Here is a 25,246-nt window from a genome sequence, read left to right on the forward strand (position 1 = left end):
CGACAGCTCGGCTGCCTGCGCATCGGTCGGATGGAAGCGGTACTTGAACGCCCGCTTCACACACGTCGTGGTCACGCTCACAAACTAACGGGACTACGACTTAAGACCAAACCTGCGGGTCAGAGCACGGCCTTTCGCCCTGGCGGCGAAACCCCGCCCGTTGCCCTGCTCCGCAGGAGTCCGTTTCCTCACCTGCCTGAAGGCAGGGATAGCCACGGAGGAATCAGATGAGCGCAACGCGGCAGCGCACGGCCGCACGGCACGGACGCGACCGGAAGGCGGACGTCATCATGCCCGCGTCGGGACGCGACCGCTTGACCGGCGACGCGCCCAGCACCGCAGTGATCGGCGGCGGCATCGCCGGTCTCGCCGCGGCGACGGCACTGGCCGAACGCGGGGTCCGCGTCACCCTGTACGAGCGCGATGCAACGCTCGGCGGACGGGTCACAGGCTGGCGCACCCGCCTCGCGGACGGCTCCGAGGCGACCATGAGCCGCGGCTTCCACGCCTTCTTCCGCCAGTACTACAACCTGCGTGGCCTGTTGCGCCGCACAGACCCGGATCTCTCGGCACTCACACCACTGCCGGACTACCCGCTCCTGCACCGCAGCGGCCTGACCGACAGTTTCGCCCACGTGCCCCGGACGCCGCCGTGGAGCGCGCTCGGATTCGTCGCCCTCAGCCCCACGTTCGGGTGGCGCGACCTGGCTGCGATGAATCCACGCGCGGCGCTGGCGCTGTGCGACGTCCGGGTGCCCGAGGTGTACGAGCGGTACGACGGGGTCAGCGCCGTGGATCTCCTGCGCGGCATCCAATTCCCCGAGGCGGCCCACCACCTGGCGTTCGAGGTCTTCTCCCGCAGCTTCTTCGCCGACCCGGGCGAACTGTCCGCCGCCGAGCTGCTGGTGATGTTCCACATCTACTTCCTCGGTTCGTCCGAGGGCCTCCTCTTCGACGTGCCACGCGAACCGTTCCCGCAGGCGCTGTGGGAGCCGCTCGGACGCTACCTGGAACGACTCGGCGTGGATGTGCGCACCGGGACGCCGGTCCTCGGCGTCCGTCCGGTCGCGGGCGGGGAGCTGGCCGTGGACAGCGACCCGGCGACCGACCGACACCAGGCTGTGGTCCTGGCTCTGGACTCGGACGGCCTGCGTCAGGTCGTCGGTGCGTCACAGGAGTTGGGGAACGCGACGTGGCGCCAGGACATCGCCGGCCTGCGCACCGCACCGCCGTTCCTCGTCTCCCGCCTCTGGCTGGACCGGCCCGTACGTGAGGAGCGCGCCGGATTCCTGGGCACCAGTGGCTACGGCGGCCTCGACAACATCAGCGTCCTCGAACGCTGGGAGGGCGAAGCGGCTCGCTGGGCGGAGCGAACGGGCGGATCCGTGGTGGAACTGCACGCCTACGCCGTGGACGAGAGCGCAGAGCCGAAGGATGTCCAGGAGCGGCTCATCGCCCGGCTCCACGAGATCTACCCGGAGACCCGGGACGCCCGGGTCGTCGACGCACGCCACGAATGGCGGGCGGACTGCCCCCTGTTCCCCGTCGGCGGTTACAGCAGCCGTCCGTCCGTCCTGACCCCGCACCCGCGGGTGCTGGTCGCGGGCGACCTGGTCCGCACCGGTCTTCCCGTGGCCCTGATGGAACGCGCGGCGACGTCGGGTTTCCTGGCGGCCAACACCCTGCTCGCCGCCTGGGGGGTTCGTGGACAGGTGCTGTGGACAGTGCCGCGTGCCGGCCGCTCCTGGGCGCTGCGGTCACTCGCCGGTCTGGCCCCCCGCGAGTGACGCCCGTGCCGGTCGCGTCCCCTCTCAGCCGGGGAAGCGCCCGGTGCTGCGCAGCGACCAGCGCCGCTCGGCGTAGGCCAGGTCGTCACGCCACAAACGGCCGGCCGTCCGGCGCATCAGCGGGCGCAGGGCCGGGGCCGCGGCACGCGCCAGGGCGAAGCCCCGCCGGTCCGAGGCCGCGACGACCGCCTCGACCACGGCCGTCCGCGGGCTCGCATCCCCCTCCGGGGTGAGCGGCGTGGCATGCGTCTCCACCACCGAACCTGCCCCCTCACCATCCGTGATGTGCATGACGACAGTGCGCGGTCCGGGCGCGGTGAACACCGCCCGCACCGGCACCACCAGGCGGCCCGCAACCTTGAACGAGACATCGACGGTGAACGCGTCATCCTCGTCGCCTCGCGGAGTGCCGACCACGCGCAGGTCGACGAACGCATACGGGTGGAACCAGGAACCGTGCCAGGGATCGAGCCGGTTCGCGACCACATCCTCCGGCTCGCACCGCCCCACCGCCGTGAACACCGCGTCCACGGAGCTCCCGGACCGGGGCCGCCGCGCCGACACCACGGGGCGCTCCAAGGGAGGCTCACCCCCGACCGCGTCCAGCCGCACCCACACCAGCACGCCGTCGTCGTGGACGGGAAATGGCTCCCAGCCGGCGAACGGGCCGCCCCCCAGGGCCAGTCCGTGCCAGTGACACAGAAGCGTCCCGCACACCACCGTACTGTTGCGCAGCGGAGCCCCGAGGTGCGGGCACGCACCCGGCCCGGCCCGCAGCTCGCCGGCCTCCGTCCGCCACAGCACGACCTCCACGCCGCCGACGGTCCTGCCGTACGGGCGGCTGCCTGCCAGGACCTCCCGGGACGCTCCGACCACGAACCAGTTGCCCGACGGCCTCGCCGCTGCCCGCTTGAGAGCGTCGGCGATCACGACGGGCTTCGCCTCCCGCCACGTCGACGCCTGCCGTCCCCATCTCGGTCCGCGACGCACCCGCAGCGGCGAGGCCCACCGCTTGCTGCCTTTCCGGTCGTTCATGAGCGCGATCCCTCCACTCGAGCCACCGCGCTCCGGGCCGGCGCCGCCCGCAGCGGAGACCGGGTGCGCAGCCGCGCCGCGATGATCCGCACGACTCCGGCCGCCGCCGTGCCTGCGCGTCGTCGGCGCGGCACGGCGGCGCGGCGGTGCAGCGCGGCGTAGTCGTCATCGGCGATCGCGTCCAGGATGCCGCCGTACAGAGTGAACGCCGTGCGGATGCACGGCCGTACCCGCGGGTCGAGCATGGCGATACCCGGCTCGGCCTCCCGGTACACGGCCCGGGTCATCGCTTCGGCCTCGACGAGGGCGGCCCGAATACGTAGGTCACGGCTGCCGGTGCGACGGCTCCACTCGAGCAGCGGCCGCTCCACCCCGTGGGCGGCGAGCAGGTCCGCAGGCAGATAGACACGCCCCCTGTCCAAATCCTCACCCACGTCGCGCAGGAAGTTGGTCAGCTGGAACGCCACCCCGAGAGCCGCCGCATGCGGCGCCGCCTCCTCACGGGTGGCGACCGTCCCGAGCACCGGCAGCATCTGCAGCCCGATCACCGCGGCCGAACCGTGCATATAGGCACGCAGATCCGCGTACGTCGGGTAGTCCGTGACGCTCAGGTCGCTGCGCATGGAGGCCATGAAGTCGGCGAAGAGCCCAGGGTCGATGGCGTAGCGCTCGGCGGTGTCGGCCACGGCCTTCACCACTGGCTCGTCGCCACGGCCCGTGCGCAGCCCCTGCGCGAGGTCGCTCTCCAGCAGGCGCAGCAGGCGGTCGCGTTCCTCGGGCGTCTGCCGGCGGTCGAGGTCGTCGACGATGTCGTCCGCCCACCTGGCAAAGCCGTACAGCGCGTGCACGGCACAGCGGCGTTCGACCGGCAGCAGACGGGTGGCAAGGAAGTAGGTCTTGCCGTGGCGGGCGTTGAGCCGGCGGCACCTGGAGTAGGCGGCGCGGAGCCCGGGGTCGGTGATGCCGGCGGCGTCCAGTTCACGACGGGTCATCGGCACTGCCTTTCGAGGACGGGACGACGGTGCGCGCCCGCTCGCCGGACGGCCTCGCCTGTACCGGACGGTGGGAGCCCGTGATGCGGGCGGCGGCGAGCTTCCCGCTGATGAGGACCGTGGGGACGCCGACTCCGGGTGTCGTCCCGCACCCGGCGAGGACGACGTTGTCGTACTCGCGTACGAGATTGCGGGGCCGGAACGGGCCGGTCTGCGCGAAGGTGTGCGACACGGAGAACGGCGTTCCCGCCCCGTGGCCCTGTGCGGTCCAGTCCACGGGGGTGACCAGCACCTCTCGGTCGATGGACTCCCCGAATCCGTGAAGCCCTCGGCGTTCGAGCTGGGCCAGCAGGCTGTCGCGGTAACGCGGGCCGAGGTCGTGCCACGCGCCGGCCGACGGGCCTGTCGTGGTGTTGGGGCACGGTGCAAGGACGTAATGCAGGTGCTTTCCCTCCGGCGCGAGCCCCGGGTCGTGCGTCGTCGGCCTGGTGATCAGCAGCGACGGGTCGCTCATCAGCCGTCCGGTGCGGGTCAGTTCGTCGAAGGTCCGCTCCCACGCGGCGCCGAAGGAGATCGTGTGATGTGCGAGTTCCGGCCAGGTGCGGTCCGTACCGGCGTGGAGAATCACGGCGGACGGCGAATGACGCAGCCGTACCGGACGCCGTGGAGCACGGCCCAAGAGGCGGTGGGCCACTGGCAGATCGGGCGTCAGGACCACCGCGTCACAGGCGATCCGCTCGCCCGATGCCAGGCGCACGGCCCGTACCCGCCCGGCCGAGCGCTCCAGTTCCGTCACCTCCGCCGACCAGCGGAAATGTCCGCCCGCGTCGCTCGCCGTGTCCGCCATCGCCTGGGGCAGTGCGTACATGCCACCGCGGGGGAACCAGACGCCCGCGACCGTGTCCATGTAGGCGATCACCGCGTAGGCGGCGAGTGCGCGGGCCGGCGCCACTCCGGCGTACAGCGCCTGGAAGGAGAACACCCTCCGCAGCCGTGCGTCCGAGAGGAATCTGCCGATCTGCGGATCCAGTCTCCCGAAGCCGCCGAGGGCGGCCAGCCGGGCCAGATCAGTGTGCACGAGCTGGAAGGGGGAGTCGAAGTTCGTGTCGATGAACCGGCGCATCTGCGCCCGGTACAGCCGTCGCAGCCAGGCACGCAGCCGACGGTAGCCCGCGGCCTCGGCGGGACCGGCGAAGCGCCGCACCTCGGCCTCCATGACATCGCCGTCCGTGTGGACGTCCACATGGGTGCCGTCGGCGAAGCGCGCCCGGTAGGCCGGATGGAGCGGGATCAGATCCACCCTCCGGTACAGGCTGTCGCCTACTGCGGCGAAGGCCTCGTCGGCCAGGTGCGGCATGGTCAGCACCGTGGGGCCGGTGTCCATCCGGTAGCCGCCAAGCTCCAGCCGACCCGCGCGCCCGCCCGGGCCGGCGTCCCGCTCGACGACGGTCACCCGGCGGCCGGCACCCAGCAGATGAAGAGCGGCGGCGAGACCGGACAGCCCGGCCCCGACCACCACCACATGGTCCGTGGGCCCAGGTACGGTCTTCACACGCACCCCTCGGCCTGCGCCGGAACCGCGCCCACAGCCCGCTCCACCAGCGAGGCAAACTCCTGCCGGACCAGGCGTTCGGCCCCGGTGGCACCGAAGTGCCCCACCGCCGCGGCCGCCAGCTCCGCGATCCTGTCCTCCACCACGGCACGTGCACCCGTGCGCTCCAACGCGTCGCGCATGCGATCGATCGCGTCGTCGCAGCCGGAGGCATCGACCGGCCCGAGGGCGGCGAGCGCCTCCTCGTCGCGGGATGCGGCGGCGAGCTCTGTAGCGACTGCGAGCAGGTAGGTGAGCTTCCGGCCACGCAGGTCCTCGTCCGCGGGCTTGCCCGTCACCGAGGGGTCACCAAAGGCACCGAGCAGATCGTCACGCAGCTGGAAGGCCAGGCCGGCGCACCGGCCGGCCGAGCGCAGCGCGTCCAGCGTGCCCGTATCGGCGTCCGCCAGCGTGGCGCCGAGGGCGAGGGGCCGCTCCACGGTGTAGAGCGCGCTCTTGAGGGTGGCGATGTTCACGGCCTCGGCCGCGGCGGACGAGCCGGTTGCCTGGGCACGCAGGTCCAGGTACTGGCCGGCCACCATCTCGCTGCGCATGCCCTGCCATTCGCGGTGCAGCTGTCGGCCATGCGGCGTGGTGAGTGCGATGTCGGTGATCAGGTCGTCTGCCCAGGCCAGCGCGAGGTCGCCCGCGAGCACAGCGGCGGCGGTCGAGTACCTCTCCGCCGAACCCCTCATACCGCCTATTTCGTACGCACCGGCGAAGTCGGCGTGCACGGCCGGCGCACCCCGGCGCATCGGCGACCCGTCCATGACGTCGTCGTGGATGAGCGCACACGCTTGGACGAGCTCGATGGCAGCCCCGACCCGTAGCGGTGTCCTCGGGTCGCTGTTCCCGCCGGCGGCCTGCCACCCGCACCACACGAACGCCGTCCGCAGCCGCTTGCCGCCGCGCTGCACGAAGTCGGCGACCCGGCCCGCCACCTCCCGTGCGAACACGGCATCCACCTCGCGCGCCTCACGCAGCCTGGCGCCGAGGTGCTCAGCCAGGACGTCATTCACCGCCGCAGCGGTGTCGCCGGCCGTGCAGGTGGCTGCGTCGAGTCCGGTAGAGCCGGCCGTGTCGGCCCGCGTCGTCCGTGTGCCCAGCATGCGCAACCCCCTTCGGATTCGGCTTTCGTGCACACCTAGGGGTGCTTCGGCACTTCGCGGTCATACGGATGCGCTCATTCCTGCCCAGTGCGCGGTCTTTGTGCGGCTGTACTCACTCCGACAGCCCAACGCGGGCGCATCAGGCTGATGCGAGGTCCCCCCTTTGACGACGGGCGAGGTCAGGTTCGCTGATCGTCATCCCCATCGGCGTCGTCGCCGGCTGCCTCGTAGCTTTTGCCAGCCCGTCAGGGCGAAGACGGCGACGAGCCGGCTGCACATCTCAGCTCCGTCGGCCGTGTGGCGAATTCGGCGAGTGTGGTGCGCAGGAACGCTTCGGCGGCCTCACCTGGGCGCACGCCGCCTGCGCAGCCGGTTCGGCACGCCGGCCGAGTCGTTACCGTTCGCCGCGTTGGCGAGCAGATGCCCCTGCCCGGCAGCGTGTGCGTCAAGGTGCTGCGCGCTCAGCCACTGGTGCAGGTGCCGGCAGGGGTGAGAAAGAACGCCAGGTTGTGTACTCGTCGCGGTATTTCCCCATATGGCGTGAATGGCTGCGTACTGTAACCGTCATGGATGTGGAGCTCGCAAGTGGGGAGGGCCGCGGGTCGGCAGACTCAACAGGTCCTGTGCTCTTCCCGCTCACCAGTGTGCTGAAGGAGCTGAGCCGCAATCTTGCAGCACTGCACGGCGGCTCCGACGGCAAAGGTGGCGGTGTGCAGGTGACTGAGGCCAGGGTTCAGCTCGCGCTGGCCGTACAGCGCGACCGGCAGGAGTCGGACGGCCTCATGCTGGGCATCGCTGACGGCATGCACCAGTCCGCTGCCGCGAGCGCGAGTGCGCACCCCCTCGACATCACCCTCGTCGGCCGGCGAAGCACGGAGTCGGCTGCGGTCGCGGCACCTTCGGCCGACCGAGCAGCTGGTCGCAGGGCCACCACGGGCAGGACAACCCCGGCCAAGAGGACGGCTGCCACAAAGACCACCCGCTGAGAGCCAGTCGATCGGCCTCCACACCGTCATGCGTCGGCCACAGGTCATGTCATCCGTCGGCGGTCCTCGTCGGTCCACTTGCGGGTGTCGCGGGGCTCCACGTAGGGCTCCTCGGTCGCGGGATGGCCGCCGCTGATGGCGCGTTCGCGGGCGAGTTCCGCGTCGAACTCCAGACCCAGCAGGATCGCGAGGTTGGTGATCCACAGCCATATCAGGAAGATGATCACGCCGGCGAGGGTGCCGTAGGTCTTGTTGTAGGAGCCGAAGTTGGCCACGTACACCGCAAAGGCGGCCGAGGCCGCCATCCAGATCACCACGGCGAGGAAGCTGCCGGGGGTGATCCATTTGAAGCCGCGGCCCTTGGTGTTGGGGGCCGCCCAGTACAGCAGCGCGATCATCAGCGTGACCAGCACGACCAGGACCGGCCACTTCACGATCGACCAGACCGTCATTGCGGTGTCGCCGATGCCGAGCGCCGTGCCGATCTGCCGGGCGATGCCGCCGCTCAGGACGACGATCAGCGCGCTCACGCATGCCATCACCATCAGCGCGACTGTGATCCCCAGGCGGACCGGGAGCACCTTCCACACCGGGCGTCCCTCGGGCAGGTCGTAGACGGCGTTCGAGGTGCGGATGAACGCGGCGACGTAGCCGGAGGCGGACCACAGGGCGACGAGGAGGCCGATGATCGCCAGGAGGGAGCCGGTGCCGCTGCTGCCCTGGAGCTGTGTCACGGCGTTCGTGATCACGTCCCGGGCGGCGCCGGGCGCGATTTGCTGGATGTTCTCGAGCACCTTCTGGGTGGTGCTCCGCCCTGCTATGCCGAGCAGGGCGACGAGTACCAACAGGGCCGGGAACAGGGCCAGTACGCCGTAGTAGGTCAGTGCCGCCGCACGGTCGGTGAGCTCGTCGTCCTTGAATTCCTTGACGGTCCGGCGCAGGACCTGGCCCCAAGACCTCTTCGGCATCTCGGTCGGCTTGTCAGGGGCTTTCCGCTCCGCTTCGCGGCTGGGACCGGGGTCGGTGTCCGTTCCGGCGGCGGACTGCGGTCCCGCCTCTTCGGAACGGCGGCCCTCATCCTCGGGGGCCTGCTCATCACTGTGCCGCAGTTTCGCAAAACGTGTCATACCGCCCCGTGTGTCCGTTCCCGGCGCCCGGAAACCCGTCCGGAGTCGCGGCGGCGCATGTGCAGGCGGAACGATCAAGAGCGATACCGGTGCCCGAGGGGCCGGCGCCCATGTCCGGACGGGGCGGCTCGGACCACCGAGCGAAGGCCGGCGACCCATGTCTCAAGTCTGTCCGACCGGGTAAACGGAATTGGTACGTCCGGAAGATGGTGACCTCCATGAATGGAATGCTACGCAGCCTGCCGGAGGAGCCGACTGGCCAACTCATATCCCGGGCGTCGCGGTGGATCACGCAGCTGGTTAGCGAGGAAATGGAGCCGGCACGGGCCGAGATGCCCCAGAAGGGCAAACGGTTCGGCCTCGGCGGCGGGCTGTTCGGCGGGGCAGGTCTGGTAGCGGTTCTCGACCTGCAGGCGCTGGTCGCAACGGCACCGAGCGAGACGGAGCCGAACCTCGCCGGAGCCCTTCGTTGGGCGCTGACGCGCACGCTGGATGGCCACACGGTCTCGTGCAGAGGCGTCCCACTCGGGCATGCCCGCAGGCCCCCAGCCGGCGGCGTCACGCCGTCAGCGCCGCCTCCACCTTCGCCAATTCCTTCTCCGGGTCGACCGTCCGGGACAGTACGTCCAGGTCGTCCCGGCTGTAGCGGGTGCTCACATCGTCGTCCCAGCGTGCGGCGGCGGTCCGCAGCGGTTCGACGGCTTCCGCGAGGCGGCCCAGCCGGTGCAGGACGAGTCCGTAGTACCCGGCGGCCTCCGTCCTGTACGCGGAGTCGCCACCTTGTTCCCAGGCCACATGGAGAAACGGTTCCGCCTCGGCGTACGCGCCGCGCTGGGCCTTCAGTTTGCCCGCGAGCATGGCGTTGAGCGGGGACCCGTCACCGGCCGCGCGCACATACCAGCGCTCGGCCTCCTGGTAGTCCCGGTGGTGCTCGGAGAGCCACCCCATCTGGTTGCACGCGTCGTGGTGGCCCGCCTCGGCGGCCGTCCGATACCACTGGTCGCGCAGCGTGGGCCTGCGCAGCGCGCCGTACAGCTCCGCGAGGTCGTACGCCGCCTGTGGGTCCCCGGCCAGCGCGGCTGGTTCGATCCAGCGGACCAGGTGGCGGTCGTCCGCGCCGCCCCAGTCGCCGAGGATCCTCCCGTACGCGTACGAGGCGTGCACGTCGCCCGCCTCGGCTCGCTCGCGCAGCCTTGGCAGTCGGCGCAGATCCTTGCCGGGGGCGACGGTGCCGCCCGCTCGGATCGCGGCGATCCGGGCGAGCTGCTCGACGACGTCCTCGTCGTCCTCGCCGACCTCCCGGAACCAGCGTTCGGCCTCCTCGTACCGCCGCTGCCGCTTGCACAGGAGCCCGAAGTTCCACTGGGCCGGCTGATGCCCGTGGGCGGCCGCGAGGCCGTACCAGTGCTCGGCGTCGCCGAGGTCGCCGCGCTGCTCGTGCAGGACACCGAGTACGTACGCGGCGCCTTCGTAGCCCTCCTCGTGGGCTTGGAGCAACAGGCCTCGGGCATCGGGCCAGGACGCCTCGCCGCCGGTCTCCGTCAGGAACACGGCGTGGTCCACGCGGGCGGAGGCGCTGAGCGCGGAAGCCCTGCGGTAGTAACCGGCGGCCTCGGTCGTCAAGCCCGGGTAGTCGCGGAAGTGCTGTTCCAGGGCGAAGAGCGGGCGCAGCGCCTCGGCGGCGGCGTCCCCGTCCCCGGCGGCCTCGGCGGCATCGAGCCCCGCCGCGACGCGGTCGAAGTCCTCGCGGATCGACTCGAAGAGCTGCGCCCAGCGAAAGACCACGATGTCTCCCAGATCGATGTCGCTCATCAGGAACTGCGCCGCCTCGTCGGGTCGCCCCTCGGCCGCGAGCAGCTTGCCGAGCTCAATCTTGCAGTCGAGGTTGCGTCCTTGCTCCCAGCCGCGGCGGAACCAATCGGCCGCCTCCGGATCACCAACCTCGCGGAGCAGTACGCCGAGTCCGTAGGCGCACCCGGCGTGCCGTTCGGCGACGGCGCGGTAGAGCGCGTCCGCGGCCTGCCGATCACCCCGGATCTTCCGGTACCTGGCAAGGGTGTAATGCGAGAAGGCGTCGCCGGCCGCGACGGCCTGCTCCCAGTACGGGATGCCTTCGTCCACGTGCTTGCGCAGCACGAAGAAGTCGGTGTGCCGGCGGGCGGTCTTGGTGTCGCCGGCGCGGGCGGCGGCGACGAGTGCCTCTCCGTGGGCCTGTATGTCCTGCGTCATGATCGCATCGTGCCAGGTGGCGCCAAGGACCAGCCAATTGGCGGCTGTTGCCGTCCCGCAGCCGGTGCGCTGCCTCGACTCAGCCGGGTTCGTCGAGGCGGTCCGGCCACGCGGTTCCGCGGCATGACCGCATGAGGTGTCGCTGTCCGGCGGATCATGAGGGACACGGCACTCGTGGCACTTGGGCGTGCGTTCCAGGATGATGCGCAGGTGTTCTACGAAGATCTCACCACGTACGACTACCTGGACAACGACTCGTTCATGGACAGGGAGTCGAACTTGCACGGTCTCAGCTTCCAGCCCGCATATACGCGTCTGAACGTCGGCTGGCTGGAGACGGGAAGGCCGTATCCGACCGGCTCAGTCCCTGGCGCCTTCACCGAGAAGCTGAAGGCAGTACAGGCAGTTCAGTGCATGAACCTCTGTCTGGGCGTGCACCTCCAGGAAACGGCTCGTCCCGGCACAGCGCGGTGATTCGGGAACCCACCGAGACGGTCGGACGACCTTGGTAGGTATCCCCGCCCTTTGGGGCGGGGAGCGGAAGTCAAGGCCGGATCTCGTACACCAGGTTGAACGGGGTCTGCGCCGCCCTGCGGAACCGCGTGAAGCCCGCATCCGTGATCACCTCGCGGATCGCGGACTCCCCGGCCTGCGCCCCCAGGGAGTAACCACCGGACTGGGACAAGCCGTTGGGCACGCACAGGAACGTGGAGCCGCTGTAGTACAGCCTGCCCACCGGGTTGAAGTTCTCCTCGACCCTGTCGGACGCGTACGGCTCCACCAGCAGCCATGTGCCGTCCGCGTCCAGCGCCTCCCGCACCCGCCGGGCCGCTCCGAGCGGATCGCCCATGTCGTGCAGGCAGTCGAACATCATCACGAGGTCGTAGTCGTCGCCGGCGAACGTCTGCGCGGTCGCCACCTCGAAGGTCACGCGGTCGGTCACCTCGGCCTCGTCCGCCTTCTTCCGCGCCAGCTCGATCGACTCGGTGTGGTAGTCCGAGCCGACGACGGTGGTGCGCGGGTATGCCTCGGCAAGGAGCAGCGACGAGGAGCCGAGACCGCAGCCGAGGTCCGCCACCCGCGCTCCGGCGGCCAGCTTCTCCTCGACCCCCTCCAGCGCCGGGATCCAGCTCGGCACGAGCTCCGCCACGTACCCGGGGCGGTAGAACGCGTCGCACCCGACGAAGACGTCCTCCTCGTGCTCGTGCCAGGCCACGCCCTCACCGGTGCGGAACGCCTCGGTGATCCGCGGCTCGGCGCGCAGGTAGGCCAGCACGATCAGGAAAGCGGCCGGAACGTTGGGACCGTTCGGGTCGGCCAGGCAGAACGCCTGCTCCTCGGTCAGCCAAAACTCACCGGTGGGCGGGTCGTAGCTCACGTACCCGCCCGCGGCCTGGCCGAGCAGCCATTCGGTGAGGTAGCGCGGATGGCATCCGGTGCGCTCGGCGAACTGCTCCGGTGTCGCCGGCCCCTGCGCCAGCGCCTGGTACAGACCGAGCCGGTGGCCGATCACCACCGAGCCGGCGGCACCGGCGGCGCCCAGGTCCGTGACGAACCGTCCCAGAAACTCGGTAACCTTGTTGTGATCCATTTCCGGTCTCCTCCTCCTGCGTGACCGGCGCCCGCCGGTCACCAGGGACAGGCTCGGACGGTGGCCTTGCACGGCCCTCGCACGCGCTGTCGCCGCGCTCGCCCGGCTGAGTCCGTCCTCGTCACAGCACCTGCTCCGAACACGAGGAGCGCCATGGCAGACGAACCTCCGCCGCCGGTCCGCGTGGAGTTGCTCGGGCCGCTGCGGCTCAGCGTCGGCGGTGTCCCGGTGAACGTTCCGGGGCCCAAGCGCCGCGCGGTCCTCGCGCTGCTCGCGATCGCCGAGGGCAGGACCGTGCCGGTCGAGGACCTCCTGGACACCCTGTGGCCCTCCGATGTGCCCGAATCGGGCCGTCAGGCACTACAGAACCACGTGTCCCGGATACGCGCGCACCTCGGCCCGGCAGCGGACCGGCTGGAGACCTCCTACGGCGGCTACCGCCTGTCCTTGGGGCGGGACGAACTGGATGTGGCCCGGGCCCGGGCGCTGCTGGCGACGGCTCGTGCCACGGCCCCGCAGGACCCGGGCGAGGCGTGCACCCTGCTGCGGGAAGCCCGCGCGCTGTGGCGCGGGCCGGTGCTGGCCGACCTCACCGACGTCGTGGCCGTCGCCACCGCGGTCGAGGAGTACGCGCACCTGCGGCAGGAGGTGACCGACGCCCTCGTCACCGACGCACTCGCCGCGGGATCGGCGGACACGGTCCTGGGCATCGCCGCCGCGTCCTCGGCCGACGACCCCCTGCGGGAGCCGGCCGTCCTCCTGCACATGCGGGCCCTGGCGGCGACCGGGCAGGCTCCTGAGGCACTGCGTCTGGGACGGGAGTTCCGGCACAGACTCGCCGACGAGACCGGCCTCGACCCGTCACCGGCGTTGGACGAGTTCGCCCGCGACGTCATCGGCGCCGGGGGTGCCGCGCCCGGCCCACCGAAGGTCGCCGAGCGGCCCGCCACCCGGCTGATCGGCCGCGAGCGGCAGATCGCGGCCCTCCACGGACTGCTGGCGGCCGAACGCCTCGTCACGCTCGTCGGCCCCGGCGGCGTCGGCAAGACCCGGGTCGCCTTGGAAGTCGCCCGTCAGAGCGGCGAACCCACGGTGCTGCTGCTCGCACCCGTCACCGATCCCCACGCCCTGCCGCACGCGCTAGCGGCAGCCCTGAACCTGAAGGTGGACCAGGGGGACGTGCTGGCCGCCTGCGTCGCCGTCCTGAGCGACCACCCGGGACTGCTGGTGATCGACAACTGCGAGCACCTCCTCGACGGCGTGAGGGACACCGTGGACACCCTCCTCACGTCGTGTCCCGGGACCACCCTGCTGGCCACCAGCCGGGAACCGCTCGGCCTGGCTGCCGAACACGTCTCGCGGCTGACCCCGCTGACGCTGCCCCGCCCCGGCCAGGACCCCGCGCGGGCCGCGTCCGTGGCGCTCTTCCTCGACCGGGCACGCCGGGTCCGGCACGGTCCACCACCGACGCCGGAGGAGCTGCGTGCGGTTGCCGACATCGTGCGCCGGCTCGACGGCATACCGCTGGCCATCGAACTCGCCGCCGGCCGCCTGTCCACGTTCTCCTTCGCCGATCTACGGGGCCGCCTCGACCGCTCGCTCGACCTTCTCGGCGCAGGCACACCGCGCGCCGATTCCCGGCACCGCACACTGCGCGACACCGTCGAGTGGTCGTACCGGCTACTCACGGAGGACGAACGCCGGCTCTTTCGCCACCTGTCGGTATTCGCCGACGGCGTGGACCTCACCACCGCCGAGCGGCTCGGCGCCGACCTGGGCCTCACGAGCGACCCCGGCACCGTCCTGGCCCGGCTCGTCGACGCCTCCATGATCGACGCCTCGTTCCGCGATGCCACCCGTTTCCGCATGCTGGAGACCCTGCGGGCATTCGGGCTGGACCGGCTGACGGCGACCGGCGAGTACGACGACGCCGCCGCACGCCTGGTCCGCTGGGCCGTCGCACTGACCACCTGGATCGCCGCCACCATGGCCACCGGGCGGGAACCCGAGGCCGATGTCGTCCTGCGCCGCGAACTCGCGAACCTGCGGGCCGCGTGGCGCCTGGCACGCGACCGGGTGGCCCTGGACGAGGCCGCGGCGATGGTCACCTCCCTGTTCGACGCGATCGCCTACCGCGACCTCGTCGAGCTCCGGGACTGGGCGGCGGAACTGGCCGCGGACCCTGCGCTCCCAGGGCATCCACAGGACTCCGCGGCGCTCGCGGTCGCGGCGGAGGCGGCCTACCACCGCGGCGACTACCACCGGGCCGACCGGCTCGCCCGCACCGGGCTGGAGAACGCCGGCGACAGCGCCGCGTCCTGGCACTGCCTGTTCGTGCTCGCCGTCGCCGACCTGGCACGCGGCGCCTACGACGACGTCATCGAGCACTCCCTCGCCGCGACCGCCCTCAGCGGACCGCAGCGGGAAGGCTACGGAATGGCGGCCCTCGCCACGGCCTACGCCGGCGACCCGGACACTGCCCGCACACTCAACGACCGGGGACGGGCCGCAGCGGAGTCGCCCACGATGCAGTCGTGGGGCGCCTACGTCGCCGGCGAGATCGAGAGCCGCGCCGGCCACCGCGACGTCGCCGAGCAGCACTACGTCGACGCCATCGACCTGGCCCGCACCTCGGGAGCGACCTTCCTCATCGGCGTCGCGACCGTCGGGCTGCAGTCGGTACGGGCCGCCGCGGGCCGCGACCAGGAAGCACTGGCCGGATACCGCGACGTCATCGCCTACTTCGCCCGCAACGGCAACTGGACCCACCTCTGGACGACCCTGCGCAACCTCGCCGACCTGCTGCGCCGGCTCGGCGACGAAGCACCGGCAGCGCTGATCGACGCGGCCGCCGACCAGGCTCCCGACGCACCGGCCGTCGACGGCGGGCGGGAGCGGGCGGAGGTCCCCCGTCACGGTGCGCAGGACCCGCCGACAGACGCCGAGGTCCAGTACGGGCGCGCGCAGGAGCCGCCAGAAGCGGCTCAGCTCGCGGGTGGCACGGGGGACGGCCTGAGGAATACGGCGCACTTCCCGCGGGGCGGGGCGGACGGCTCACGGCAAGAGGCGGAGACCCTGCCCGGGGGCGCGGCACCTTCCCGTACCGGCCCGGACGGCCCGCCCACCGGCGGGGACAGCTCCCACCGGGCCGGGGTCGCCGCCATGCCGTCCGCGGTGTCCCCGAGCGGGCCGGTTTCCGCCGCTACGGGCCGGGATCCGACGACGTCGGCCCCCGGGCGGGCGGCAGCCCTGGACGCCGCCAGGCAGGCGATCGCGCGGCACCTCACCGGCGGATGACACCCGCCCGGGCCACCAGGGCGGGGGCCGGTGACCCGGGCGGGCCAGGCGGGTTGCCGGCGCCCGCGGTCACGGATGCTCCACGAACGACTCCTCGCCGACCCAGGCCGTGAAACGCTCGACGCCCAAGGCGGCGATGAGCTCACCCGTCTGCGTCTCCTGCGCCGCCAGGGCACGGACCTTGCGGGCCGCCGTGTCCGCATCCAGCACGAGGTCGACCGCCAGCCGCTCGGCGGGCGTCGTGAGCGGCAGCCCCGGCGGAAAGATGCCCAGGCTCTCGTTGAGGGCGCTCCAGCGCGGTGCCCGCCGCTCCGCGAACGTCGCGTACAGCAGCCGCGCGTTGTCCGGTGCCGCGCGGTGGAACGCCGCGGTGGCCCATGCCGAGACCGCCCGGTGGTCGGGATGCCCGGTGATGCCGTCCGGGCCGAAGGTGAGCACCGTGTCCGGTCGCACCCGGGCGATCACGGCGGACAGCTCCGCGACCGCGTCGGACGCGCGGACGTCCGCGCACTGCCCGTCACGGTGGCCGAGCCAGTGGTGCTCCGTGACACCCAGGACCTCCAGACACCGGGCCAGCTCGCCGGTGCGCGCAGTGGCCAGCCGCTCGGGCGGCCACTCCTCGGGACGGGCCGTGCCCAGCTCGCCACGGGTCGCGGTCACACACACCACCCGTGATCCGCTGTCACGGGCCAGCGCCATCACACCCCCGGACAGATAGGCCTCGTCGTCCGGATGCGCCCAGATGCCGAGGACGGTGCCCAGCGAGGGGACCGCGGACGCGTGGGTCACCCGGGTCGTGGACGTGGTCATGTCCGTACCGCCTTTCCGAGAATGCCGAGGCCGCCGAGCGCGGCCGCACAGCAGGCGACAGCGACCATCCAGAGCCGCCCGGCGTCTGCGCCCCCGACCACCATGCCGCCGAACAGCGCACCCGCCGCCACACCGAGCTGAAGGGCCGAGCTGTTCAGGGCGAGCAACAGGGGCGCCGCCACGCCGGTGCCAGGGCGGCCGGGAATCCTGGCCGCCGCCCCCAGGCCGATCAGGCGGTGCTGTTGTGCGGGAACAAACCCCCAGGCCGCGACGCCCCACGCGACCATGACCGCGAGCGCGCCGCCCGCCGTCGTCGCCAGGTGCGGCAGTGCCGTGAAACTCGCGGCCAGCCCGAGCACAGCCAGCACGCCCACCCGGTGTGGCCCTCTCCGGTCGGCCGCGGTCCCGCCCCACCAGGTGCCCGCCATGCCACCGACGCCGAACGCCGCACCGAGCAGCCCGATCCAGGCCGGCCCGTCTCCGGCGGCCACCAGGAGCGGCAGATAGGTGTACATGCCGAACGAGGCGGTCATCACCAGGAGCGTCACGCCGAGCACTCCGAGGACAGCCGGGGCACGCACCGGGCGCAGCCGTTCGCGCAGCGTGCCACGGACGGGTGGGGCCGACCGCCCGGCGCCGGTGAGCACCACAGCGGTGACGGTGACCCCCGCGAGCAGGGCGATGAGCCCGAAGGCCGCGCGCCACGACAGCGCCGATGCCAGCAGGCCGCCCAGCGGGGCACCCGCCACCATGGCGGCCGACGTGCCCGCCAGGATCATGCCCAGCGCCCGTCCTCGGTTGCTCGCGGGCACAGCGGCGACGCCCGCCGCCCCCGCCGCGGGCACATAGGCCGATGCGGCGAGCGCCGCCGGTATCCGGGCCGCGAGCAGTAGGGGAAGCGTCGGCGCCAGCGCCGACAGCACGCTCAGCAAGCCGAACAGCAAGGCCGAGCCGATCAGCACCTGCCGAGGTGGCCGCGATCCGAGCAGCGCCCCGAGCGACACCGCCCCGATCGCGTACGACGCCGCGAACACCGTCACCGTCAGCCCGGCGGCGCCGACACCCACATCGAAGTCGTCCGCGATCCCGGCGAGGATGCCGGCCAGGACGAACACGTCGGTACCGACGGTGAACGTGCCGATGCCGAGGGCCGCGACCGGGAGCCAGGCCCGGTCCCCGTCGGTCCGTCGAGTGGCCTGGTCCGGTTTCACGGTGCGGACCGTGCCGATCGTGTCGTCGCCCATCTCGTCCTCCCGATCCGTCACGCCACGATCGTCGGAAGACTGCCTCGCACCGCAGTAACACGGCGCTGTCACGAGCAGGGAGGGCCGTGGCTTTCATCGAGCAGTAGTGACGTCACTTGTCGATGGGTTGGGGAGGCGCCCCGATCCACGGTCGGGTGATGTCGACGAGTTTGGGAGGCATGGTGGCTCTTGCCAGGGCAGCATCGGGATGCTCTTGGTGAAAGCTGCTGGTCATGCGCAGATGGTGCGCCAACAGTGTCGGCGCCGTGGGGACGGGACCAGACCTCCACACACGCCTGGCCGCGGAATCAGGGCGGCCCCTGCCGCCCGACGGCGGCAGGGGCCCCTCAGCTTGTGAGTGCCCGTCAGGCGTCCTTGGCGCGCCAACGCTGCGCAGCCGCGCCCGAGTCGGTGACCTGGACCACCGGTCCCTCTGCCGTGGCTGCCAGGGACAGGCCACTGTGCTTGGCCTTGATGGTCAGCGCCCCGGAGTCGTTGGTCACGACCCAGTTCTGGTTGGGCGTGCCGGTGCAGGTGTACTGGACCACCTGCGCCCCGCTGGTCGTGGAGCTGCCCGCCACATCGGCGCACAACCCGCTGCCGGCGTTCTTCAGCTGGTAGGAACCGTCGTCGTTGCGGGTGACGTTCCACTTCTGCGTCGGCGAGGCGGACGGCTCGCCCACCTTCAGCTGACCCGCGTTCGAGTCACCGGGCGCCTCGAGCAGCAGCCCTGATTCGGTGCCGTTCGCCAGCGCGTACTGCCCGTCGGGGAGGGGCGCGGGTGCGATCTCCTCGTTCCCGACGCTCATGGCGAAGACATGGACGGCGCCGCTGTTCGGCAGGGTGACCGCGGCCACCTGCTTTGCGGAGTCGATACGCACGGTCTTCGTGTAGAGGCGGTAGTCGACGGTGGGGTAGGCGGGGCCGGACTGCGTGTTCTTGCCCTTCGTGCTGACGGCGGTCTTCGCGCCGTACTTGTCCGCAGGCAGGCAGCACCAGTTGGGGAAGCCCAGGGTCGCCTCGGTGGTGGAGCCGTCGGTGTAGTGCACGGTCACTTTGCCGTCGGCCGTGCCACTGGTCCCCGTGCCGAGGAAGGCCAGGGCGTTGCCCTTGTCCGTCGAAGGGACCTTGATGGTCTGGCCCTTGCCGGTCGCGTTGTCGGCTGCGCCCGGCTCGGCGTCGGGCCAGGTGAAGGTGAATCCGTTCGCCGAGACGGTGGCGCCCGGCGAGACGCCCGCCTCCGCCAGCCGTTCGGCGATGAAGCTGGAACCGCCTCCGTCGATGTTGCCCGCCTGCGGCGTGGCCGCCGGGGTGACGCCGACGTTGTCGGCCGCCGCCTCGACCGAGGCGTGCGCCAGCGTGGTGCCGGTCCGTGTTCCGACGGTGTACGCGGTGTTCCGGGTGGCGTACGACGTCGAGGCGCTGAGCTCGAACGTGCCCGGCTTCGCGTTCTCGGGCGCCGTCACGGTGAACCGTGCGGTGAAGGTCTTCCCGCTGTCCAGTTCCTTGACCGTCGTCGGCCCGGCAGCCTGCACGGTCCAGCCCTCGGGCGCCGCGAGCGTCGTGCCGGTCACCTTCACCGGCTTGCCCGTGCTGTTCGTGAACGACGTCGTGACCTGCTGCGGCTCGCCGATCGAGGCGATCGCCGGGGCGTTCGCGTCCAGCCGGACGTCGCGGTCCTGCGGGTGCTTGCCGCCGACGGAGGCCGCCCCGGTGATGCGGACGTCCAGCGTTGCCGTGGTCGGCGCCTTAGTGGTCTTCACGTGAACGACGCCGGTCCGGGCGTCGTAGTACCAGCCGGACTCGGCCGCTTCGAGCTGAGCCGCCGAAGCCGCCTTCGTCAGGCGCCTGCCCTCCACTGTCACACCGGACGGGCTGTCGTCGGTGTGCACGGTCAGGCCGTACCGGCGCTCCGAAGGCCGTCCTTCGTACGTTCCCTTCAGCGCACCGACTGTGATGTCGACGGTGCCGGAACGACGCGCCCCGGGAGCTCTCACGTCGATCTTCTGGGTCGCCGAGGCGCCGTCCGCGTGGGCGCGGGTGCGGCCGTCGTCCTCGTAGACGGTGAACGACGACCGGCCCTCGGGGTAGATGTCCAGATCGAGCCGGCCCGCGTCCTTGCCCTGCTTCCAGTCCGTGGTGCCCTCGGGGAACATCGGCACGACCGCGCCCGCCCGGACGAACAGCGGCAGCGTGTCCAGCGGGGCCTGGTAGCCGTCGATGGTCTGCTTGCCCTCGTACACCCGGCCGGTCCAGTAGTCGACCCAGCGGCCCTCGGGAAGATAGATGCCGTCCCGCACGGCGCTGTCCTCGTAGACCGGGGCGACCAGGAAGTCGTCACCGGCGAGGAACTCGTACTTCGCCTTGTCACCCCAAGTGGCCGGATCGCCCGGGTAGTTCAGGTAGAGCGGGCGGGTGGGGCCGACGCCATTGGCGGACGCCTTCGCGCTGTGGGTGTAGAAGTACGGCAGCAGCCGCTCGTGGAGCAGCAGGTACTTCTTGTTGATGTCCGTGTACGGCTGGCCGTACCGCCACGGCTGCTTGTCGCTCGACGCCCAGCCGCTCATCGAATACGTCATCGGCAGAAGCATCTTCCACTGCAGATCACGCACATATGTCTCGGCGCTGCCTCCGAAGATGCCGTCGATGTCGCCCGTGGTCATGTGCTGGCCCGACATGGTGGATCCGGCGTACGTGGGGATCTGCCAGCGGATGTAGTCCCAGGTACCGGACTGGTCACCGCTCCACAATGCGCCGCACCGCTGTGTGCCGGCCCAGCCTTCGATGGTCATCACGGTCGCGCGGTCCGGACTGTGCTGCTCGATGCCGCTCTGCGACTTCTCGCACGCGTCGAGGGCGAAACGGTAGCCGGGGCCCACCCAGGCGACGTCGGTCTTGCGCACCCGAACGCCCGCGCCGACCTCCGACTCCTGCTCGGTCAGGTCCGACTCGGTCCACAGGCCGAGCTCACCGCCGTTCCCGTGCAGCATGTCGCCGGTCTTCGCCAGGTCCTCGTAGCCGCAGCCGTAACCGTCGTTGACGAGCATCCAGCCGAGCGGCATGCCGTGCTCCGCGTAGCCGTCCGCGACCTTCGTGGCGTCCCGCAGCGTCTTGCGCTCACCGCGGTTGGCGTTGTGCAGGTAGCAGTCGGCGTCGCCGACTTCGAGCGCGTACATCGGCATCATGGCAGGACGGCCGGTCAGCTCGGTGTACCCGTCGATGACCTGCTTGGCGTCACCGACGAAGTAGTACGCGTCGAACCGCTGCTCCTTGTGCGTGGTGCGCACCGGGGAGCGGAAGTCGTACGTCCCGGGCGCGAAGGTGTTGCGCAGGACGCCGTAGCCTCGGCTGGAGACATAGAACGGGACGGCGTTGGGATTGCCGCCGTCGTTCCAGTTGTAGTCGCGATCGATGTCGATCGACTGGTCGCGGTGGCTGAACCGGCCGTTCTGCATGCCGCCGCCGAAGAACTGCTCCTGGGCGCCCTGAGCCAACGCTTGCACGGTCCCCTCCTCGGACCATGCGAGCGGTGCGCTCTCGCGCCACAGTTGCCTGCCGTCCTCGTCGGCGAGCGTGAGGGTGAGCGGGGACTTGGCGACGGTCAGCGTCGCCTCGTCGGTGCGGATCACATAGGAGTCTTCGTTCTCGGCGTAGGTCGACCCCGCGCCCTTGTAGTCGCGCTTCACGACGATGTCCGCGTCGGGGGCCTTCGGGTCCGAAGGGTCGTCGTTGGCGGGGTCGGTGAAACGGCCGTCGGGCGCCAGATGGACCCGGAAGACGTCGTCGTCCTCGAAACTGATGCGCAGTTTCGCCTGTCCGGAGGACACGGTGTAGTCGTCGCCGTCCGCCGCAAAGCCGGTGATGTCACCGAGACTTTCGGCGGCGGCGTCCGCCGGTGTGGCGGCTCCTGCGGTCGTTATCGACGCCCCCACGAGGACCGTCGCCAGGACCGAGACGCAGAGTCTCGCTCGCCGGTGGTTCATGAACACGCTCCGGGAGTACGCGGAAGAGGGGAACTCTGCGCATCCAAGCCCGTCGAGCGCACACCGGTCAACACTCAGGATGCAATTAGTTGCTTGAATTAATGCGTGAAGGTGCAAGAAAACGCAACTGTCTCCGTGGCGATCGAGACCGCCCTCCCTGGTCCGCACGCCGTGGCCAGGGGCGGTAGCGACTCCGCGCCGACGCTGTGAAAGCTCCTGTCGCAGCCCGGGCGCGGGCCCAGGCAGCGATCTCGGAAAGATGCGCCCCCGCACGTTCGGGGCGGCACGTCGGGCCAGGGACAGTGCACGGGACGGTGACGGTGGCGCCGTTGCGCCATCCGCAACTCACCGTCGCCGCCGGCGGCTCCCGCCGGCACACCCACCACGCCGAACCGGCCTGAGCCCGGGGAACGCCGCCGTGCCCGGCTCCTGCCTGATCTCGTCAGCTCAGGACCCCCAGCAGCCTTGCCACCTCCGCGGCGACGGCGTCACGGGCAGGGCCGAGGTACTTGCGGGGGTCCGCGGTCTCGGGGTGGGACTCGAGGTAGGTGCGCGCGGCCCGGGTGAAAGCCTTGTTGAGGTGCGTGGAGACATTGACCTTCGTCATGCCCGCCTCGACCGCCTTGGTGAGGCCCGCATCTCCGACGCCGGAGGAGCCGTGCAGCACGAGCGGGACGCTCACGGCGTCGCGCAGCCTCGTGATGAGCGCGAAGTCGAGTACCGCGTCCCGGGTGAGCATGACGTGGGAGCTGCCCACGGCCACGGCGAGCGCGTCGACGGCCGTGGCGGCGACGAATGCCCGTGCCTCGTCGGGGTCGGTGCGCACGCCGGGGGCATGGGCCCCGTCCTTGCCGCCGACCTCACCCAGCTCGGCCTCCACAAAGACGTTCCACGAGTGGCAGTGGGCGGTGATCTCGCGCGTGGCCGCCACGTTCTCGCCGTAGGGGAGCTTGGAGGCGTCGAACATGACCGAGGTGAAACCGAGTTCGGCGGCCTCATGCACCAGGTCGGCGGATTCGGCGTGGTCGAGGTGGACGGCGACGGGGGCGCTCGACGCGCGGGCGACCGCGAGCGTCGCCAGCCCGATCGGTTCGAGCGACCCGTGGTAGCGAGCGGTGTTCTCGCTTAGCTGCAGGATCACGGGCCGTCCCGCGGCCTCCGCCCCGGCGACGATGGCCTCGGCGTGCTCGAGCTGCACGACGTTGAATGCCCCGACGCCCGCACCGCCTTCGGCCGCGGGGCGGACGATGTCGTCAGTGCGCGAGAGGGGCATGGAGTTCCTCCACGGATACGGTCGTGCGGAAACGGTGATAGGTGCCGGCGTCGATGTCGCCGGCCACCGGACAGGGGACGGCGGCAGCCGACAGCGCCACGGCCTCGCGCAGAACCTCCGGCCACGGCGCTCCTGCCGCGAGCCCCGCGGCGAGCGCCGCGACGCATGCGTCCCCGGCCCCGGTGGGGTTGCCGGCGAGCTGTTCGGGCGGTGCGGCGCGCCAGGTTCCCCGGCCGGTGACCGCGTGGACGCCGTCGGGTCCCGACGATGCGACGACGGCGCGGCCGCCCAGGGCGCGCAACTCCGCTGCGGCTGCCGCCACATCCTCGCGGCCGGTCACCGCGGCGAGTTCGGCGGCGTTGGGCTTGACCACGTCCGGGCCGGCGCCGAGGGCGTCCAGCAGAGCGGGACCGCTGGTGTCCAAGACGGTGGCGGTGCCCGCCGCTGCGGCCGTCCGGACGAGCGTGGCGTACGCGTCGGAGGGCAGCCCCGGGGGCAGGCTGCCGGAGAGCACGACTACGGTGACGCCGCGCAGCAGAGACGCGAAGTGGGCCGTGAAGGTTTCCCACTCGGCGGGGCGCACCTGTGGGCCGGTCTGGTTGAACACGGTGGCGTCGCCGTCGTCTCGGGAGACGACGGTCAGGGTCCGCCGTACGTCGGCGGCGATGGGGAGGAGTTCGTCTCGCAGTCCCGCGGCGCGCAGTTCGTCGCGCAGGACAGTGCCGGTCGGGCCACCCGCGAGTCCGGTGACGGCAACCGGATGCCCGAGCGATGCGAGCACGCGGGCGACATTGATTCCTTTGCCACCGGCGCGCTCGTAGGTGGTGTCGACACGGTGCGAGGTGCGGGGCCGCAGGCTGTCGACGAGGTAGGTGACGTCGAGGGCCGCGTTGAGAGTGACGGTGAGGATCAAGGGTTCACGCCACCGTTCTGTCGGCGCGCACCGGTCGGGTCGCACTGTCGGCGCCGTCAACCGCGTGCCAGGCGGCGAGGCCCGCGCCCAGGCAGCCGGCCTCGTCTCCGAGTGCGGCCCGTACGAGAGCCGGCTGCCGCTGGAACGTCAGACGTCCGGTCAGCCGGGCGCGGACCGGGTCGAGTAGCAGGTCGCCGGCCTCCGCGAGGCCGCCGCCGACCACGATCACTTCCGGGGCGAGCAGTGTCGTGACAGTCGCCAGCGCTGAGGCGAGCGCGTCGGCAGCCCGGTCCCAGACGGCCCGGGCGTCGGCGTCGCCCTGCGCCACCAGCGCGGCGACGGCGGCCGCCCCATCCGCGGGCCGGCCGGATAGTGCGGTGAAGGCGGCGGCGATCGCGGACGCGGACGCCACCGTCTCCAGGCAGCCGTGGCCGCCGCAGCCGCAGGGATCACCGCCGGGTTCGACGACGACGTGGCCCAGCTCCCCCGCGTATCCGTCGGCCGTGACGGGCCGTCCGTCGCAGATGACGGCGGCGGCGATGCCCGTGCCGATGGCCACGAAGAGCACATTGCGGGCGCCGCGGGCCGCGCCGAGTGAGCACTCGGCGGCACCGCCGGCGCGGACGTCGTGCCCGAGGGTGACGGGCAGTCGGGTGCGTGCTTCGAGGAGGTCGGCCAGTGGAATGCCGCGCCAGCCGATGTTGGCCGAGTAGACGGCGGTGCGGAGTTCCTCGGCGACGACTCCGGGCACCACGACCCCCGCCCGCTGCACGGTCAGTCCCCGGGCGGCGGCCTGTCGGGCGAGCCTCTGCACAGTGGCCGTGACCTCGTCGACCACGGCCTCGGGGCCCAGCGCCCTCGGCGTCGGACGGCGCAGGGCCACCAGGGGGACCATGCCGCGGTCCAGGAGCGCGCCCTTCATCCCGGTGCCGCCGACGTCGACCGCGATCACACACCCGGGGTCGTCAAGGTCCTCAGGCATGGCTGTTCTCGAGGACGACGGACCGGGTGAGGTTGCGAGGCCGGTCGGGGTTGTGACCGCGGGACTCCGCGAGCACGACCGCGAGGCGCTGGGCGCGCACCAGGTCGGCGAGCGGGTCCAGGTCGCCCGCGGCGTTCTGCGACTCGGCGACGAGCGTGCCGCCGACGCGGGCGACATCGTCCGCGAGGCTCTGCGGAAGCGGGCCGAACATCCAGGCGACGCGGCCGGGGCCGGTGATGCTGATCGGCCCGTGGCGGTACTCCATGGCCGGGTACGCCTCCGTCCAGGCGCCCGCGG

Annotated in this window: 20 protein-coding genes; 5 read left to right on the forward strand and 15 right to left on the reverse strand. The window is 71.6% G+C overall.

From position 1 onward, the window contains the following. Positions 1–81 (reverse strand): helix-turn-helix domain-containing protein (locus AC067Z_RS37075; RefSeq protein WP_478787600.1); only part of this gene is annotated, 81 nt, incomplete at its 3' end. Between the two features lie 146 nt (positions 82–227). Between AC067Z_RS37075 and AC067Z_RS37080 the strand changes: the two genes are divergently transcribed. Then, positions 228–1,787 carry an FAD-dependent oxidoreductase gene (locus AC067Z_RS37080; protein WP_478794060.1) on the forward strand — a complete coding sequence of 520 codons (1,560 nt, stop codon included), beginning with the start codon at positions 228–230 and terminating at the stop codon, positions 1,785–1,787. A gap of 24 nt (positions 1,788–1,811) precedes the next feature. Here the strand turns inward: AC067Z_RS37080 and AC067Z_RS37085 are convergent, their stop codons facing one another. From AC067Z_RS37085 to AC067Z_RS37100, 4 genes are read right to left on the reverse strand one after another with little or no spacing between them, the layout of a single operon-like run. Continuing rightward, positions 1,812–2,822: a Rieske (2Fe-2S) protein gene (locus AC067Z_RS37085; protein WP_478794061.1), complete on the reverse strand. Its 1,011-nt coding sequence runs from the start codon at positions 2,820–2,822 to the stop codon at positions 1,812–1,814. Continuing rightward, the gene (locus AC067Z_RS37090; RefSeq protein ID WP_478794062.1) at positions 2,819–3,814 is read right to left on the reverse strand and encodes a phytoene/squalene synthase family protein; all 996 of its coding nucleotides are present in this window, start codon (positions 3,812–3,814) and stop codon (positions 2,819–2,821) included. The genes AC067Z_RS37085 and AC067Z_RS37090 overlap by 4 nt, the downstream gene beginning before the upstream one ends. Then, complete coding sequence (gene crtI, locus AC067Z_RS37095) at positions 3,801–5,366, reverse strand: phytoene desaturase family protein (protein WP_478794063.1); 1,566 nt, start codon at positions 5,364–5,366, stop codon at positions 3,801–3,803. The genes AC067Z_RS37090 and crtI overlap by 14 nt, the downstream gene beginning before the upstream one ends. Then, on the reverse strand, positions 5,363–6,514 hold the full coding sequence (locus AC067Z_RS37100; protein ID WP_478794064.1) for a polyprenyl synthetase family protein: 1,152 nt from the start codon (positions 6,512–6,514) through the stop codon (positions 5,363–5,365). Before AC067Z_RS37100 ends, crtI begins: the two co-directional genes overlap by 4 nt. A gap of 566 nt (positions 6,515–7,080) precedes the next feature. On the opposite strand from AC067Z_RS37100, the gene AC067Z_RS37105 reads away from it, so the two are divergent. Further along, complete coding sequence (locus tag AC067Z_RS37105; protein ID WP_478794065.1) at positions 7,081–7,500, forward strand: hypothetical protein; 420 nt, start codon at positions 7,081–7,083, stop codon at positions 7,498–7,500. Between the two features lie 44 nt (positions 7,501–7,544). Here AC067Z_RS37105 and AC067Z_RS37110 read toward each other — a convergent pair whose 3' ends face one another. Beyond that, positions 7,545–8,627 (reverse strand): YihY/virulence factor BrkB family protein, encoded by a 1,083-nt coding sequence (locus AC067Z_RS37110; RefSeq protein ID WP_478794066.1) that lies wholly within the window; start codon positions 8,625–8,627, stop codon positions 7,545–7,547. Positions 8,628–8,845: 218 nt separating this feature from the next. Between AC067Z_RS37110 and AC067Z_RS37115 the strand changes: the two genes are divergently transcribed. Together AC067Z_RS37115 and AC067Z_RS37120 are read left to right on the forward strand one after the other, a co-directional pair. Then, positions 8,846–9,493 (forward strand): phage holin family protein, encoded by a 648-nt coding sequence (locus tag AC067Z_RS37115; protein ID WP_478794078.1) that lies wholly within the window; start codon positions 8,846–8,848, stop codon positions 9,491–9,493. A gap of 1,573 nt (positions 9,494–11,066) precedes the next feature. Then, on the forward strand, positions 11,067–11,330 hold the full coding sequence (locus AC067Z_RS37120; RefSeq protein ID WP_478794067.1) for a DUF7919 family protein: 264 nt from the start codon (positions 11,067–11,069) through the stop codon (positions 11,328–11,330). A gap of 70 nt (positions 11,331–11,400) precedes the next feature. On the opposite strand, the gene AC067Z_RS37125 is transcribed toward AC067Z_RS37120, so the two are convergent. Next, positions 11,401–12,447, reverse strand: coding sequence for a class I SAM-dependent methyltransferase (locus AC067Z_RS37125; RefSeq protein ID WP_478794068.1), 1,047 nt, complete (start codon positions 12,445–12,447; stop codon positions 11,401–11,403). A 153-nt stretch (positions 12,448–12,600) separates the two neighbouring features. Here AC067Z_RS37125 and AC067Z_RS37130 point away from each other — a divergent pair, with 153 nt between their 5' ends. Continuing rightward, positions 12,601–15,744 (forward strand): AfsR/SARP family transcriptional regulator, encoded by a 3,144-nt coding sequence (locus AC067Z_RS37130; protein ID WP_478794069.1) that lies wholly within the window; start codon positions 12,601–12,603, stop codon positions 15,742–15,744. A 69-nt stretch (positions 15,745–15,813) separates the two neighbouring features. Here AC067Z_RS37130 and AC067Z_RS37135 read toward each other — a convergent pair whose 3' ends face one another. The 8 genes from AC067Z_RS37135 to AC067Z_RS37170 all read right to left on the reverse strand — a co-directional run. Beyond that, positions 15,814–16,554 (reverse strand): PIG-L deacetylase family protein, encoded by a 741-nt coding sequence (locus AC067Z_RS37135; protein WP_478794070.1) that lies wholly within the window; start codon positions 16,552–16,554, stop codon positions 15,814–15,816. Then, positions 16,551–17,819, reverse strand: coding sequence for an MFS transporter (locus tag AC067Z_RS37140; protein WP_478794071.1), 1,269 nt, complete (start codon positions 17,817–17,819; stop codon positions 16,551–16,553). Before AC067Z_RS37140 ends, AC067Z_RS37135 begins: the two co-directional genes overlap by 4 nt. Before the next feature lie 91 nt (positions 17,820–17,910). Continuing rightward, complete coding sequence (locus tag AC067Z_RS37145) at positions 17,911–18,033, reverse strand: hypothetical protein (RefSeq protein ID WP_478794072.1); 123 nt, start codon at positions 18,031–18,033, stop codon at positions 17,911–17,913. A 130-nt stretch (positions 18,034–18,163) separates the two neighbouring features. Next, positions 18,164–21,781 carry an RICIN domain-containing protein gene (locus AC067Z_RS37150; RefSeq protein ID WP_478794073.1) on the reverse strand — a complete coding sequence of 1,206 codons (3,618 nt, stop codon included), beginning with the start codon at positions 21,779–21,781 and terminating at the stop codon, positions 18,164–18,166. A 442-nt stretch (positions 21,782–22,223) separates the two neighbouring features. Continuing rightward, the gene (locus tag AC067Z_RS37155) at positions 22,224–23,054 is read right to left on the reverse strand and encodes a class II fructose-bisphosphate aldolase (RefSeq protein ID WP_478794074.1); all 831 of its coding nucleotides are present in this window, start codon (positions 23,052–23,054) and stop codon (positions 22,224–22,226) included. After that, positions 23,035–23,967, reverse strand: a complete 933-nt coding sequence (locus tag AC067Z_RS37160; RefSeq protein ID WP_478794075.1) for a 1-phosphofructokinase family hexose kinase — start codon at positions 23,965–23,967, stop codon at positions 23,035–23,037. The genes AC067Z_RS37155 and AC067Z_RS37160 overlap by 20 nt, the downstream gene beginning before the upstream one ends. Positions 23,968–23,971: 4 nt before the next feature. After that, positions 23,972–24,949: an ROK family protein gene (locus AC067Z_RS37165; protein ID WP_478794076.1), complete on the reverse strand. Its 978-nt coding sequence runs from the start codon at positions 24,947–24,949 to the stop codon at positions 23,972–23,974. Continuing rightward, a partial coding sequence (locus AC067Z_RS37170; protein WP_478794077.1) for an SIS domain-containing protein occupies positions 24,942–25,246 on the reverse strand: 305 nt, incomplete at its 5' end. The genes AC067Z_RS37170 and AC067Z_RS37165, both read right to left, overlap by 8 nt.

Source organism: Streptomyces sp. NPDC043812 (assembly GCF_056436245.1).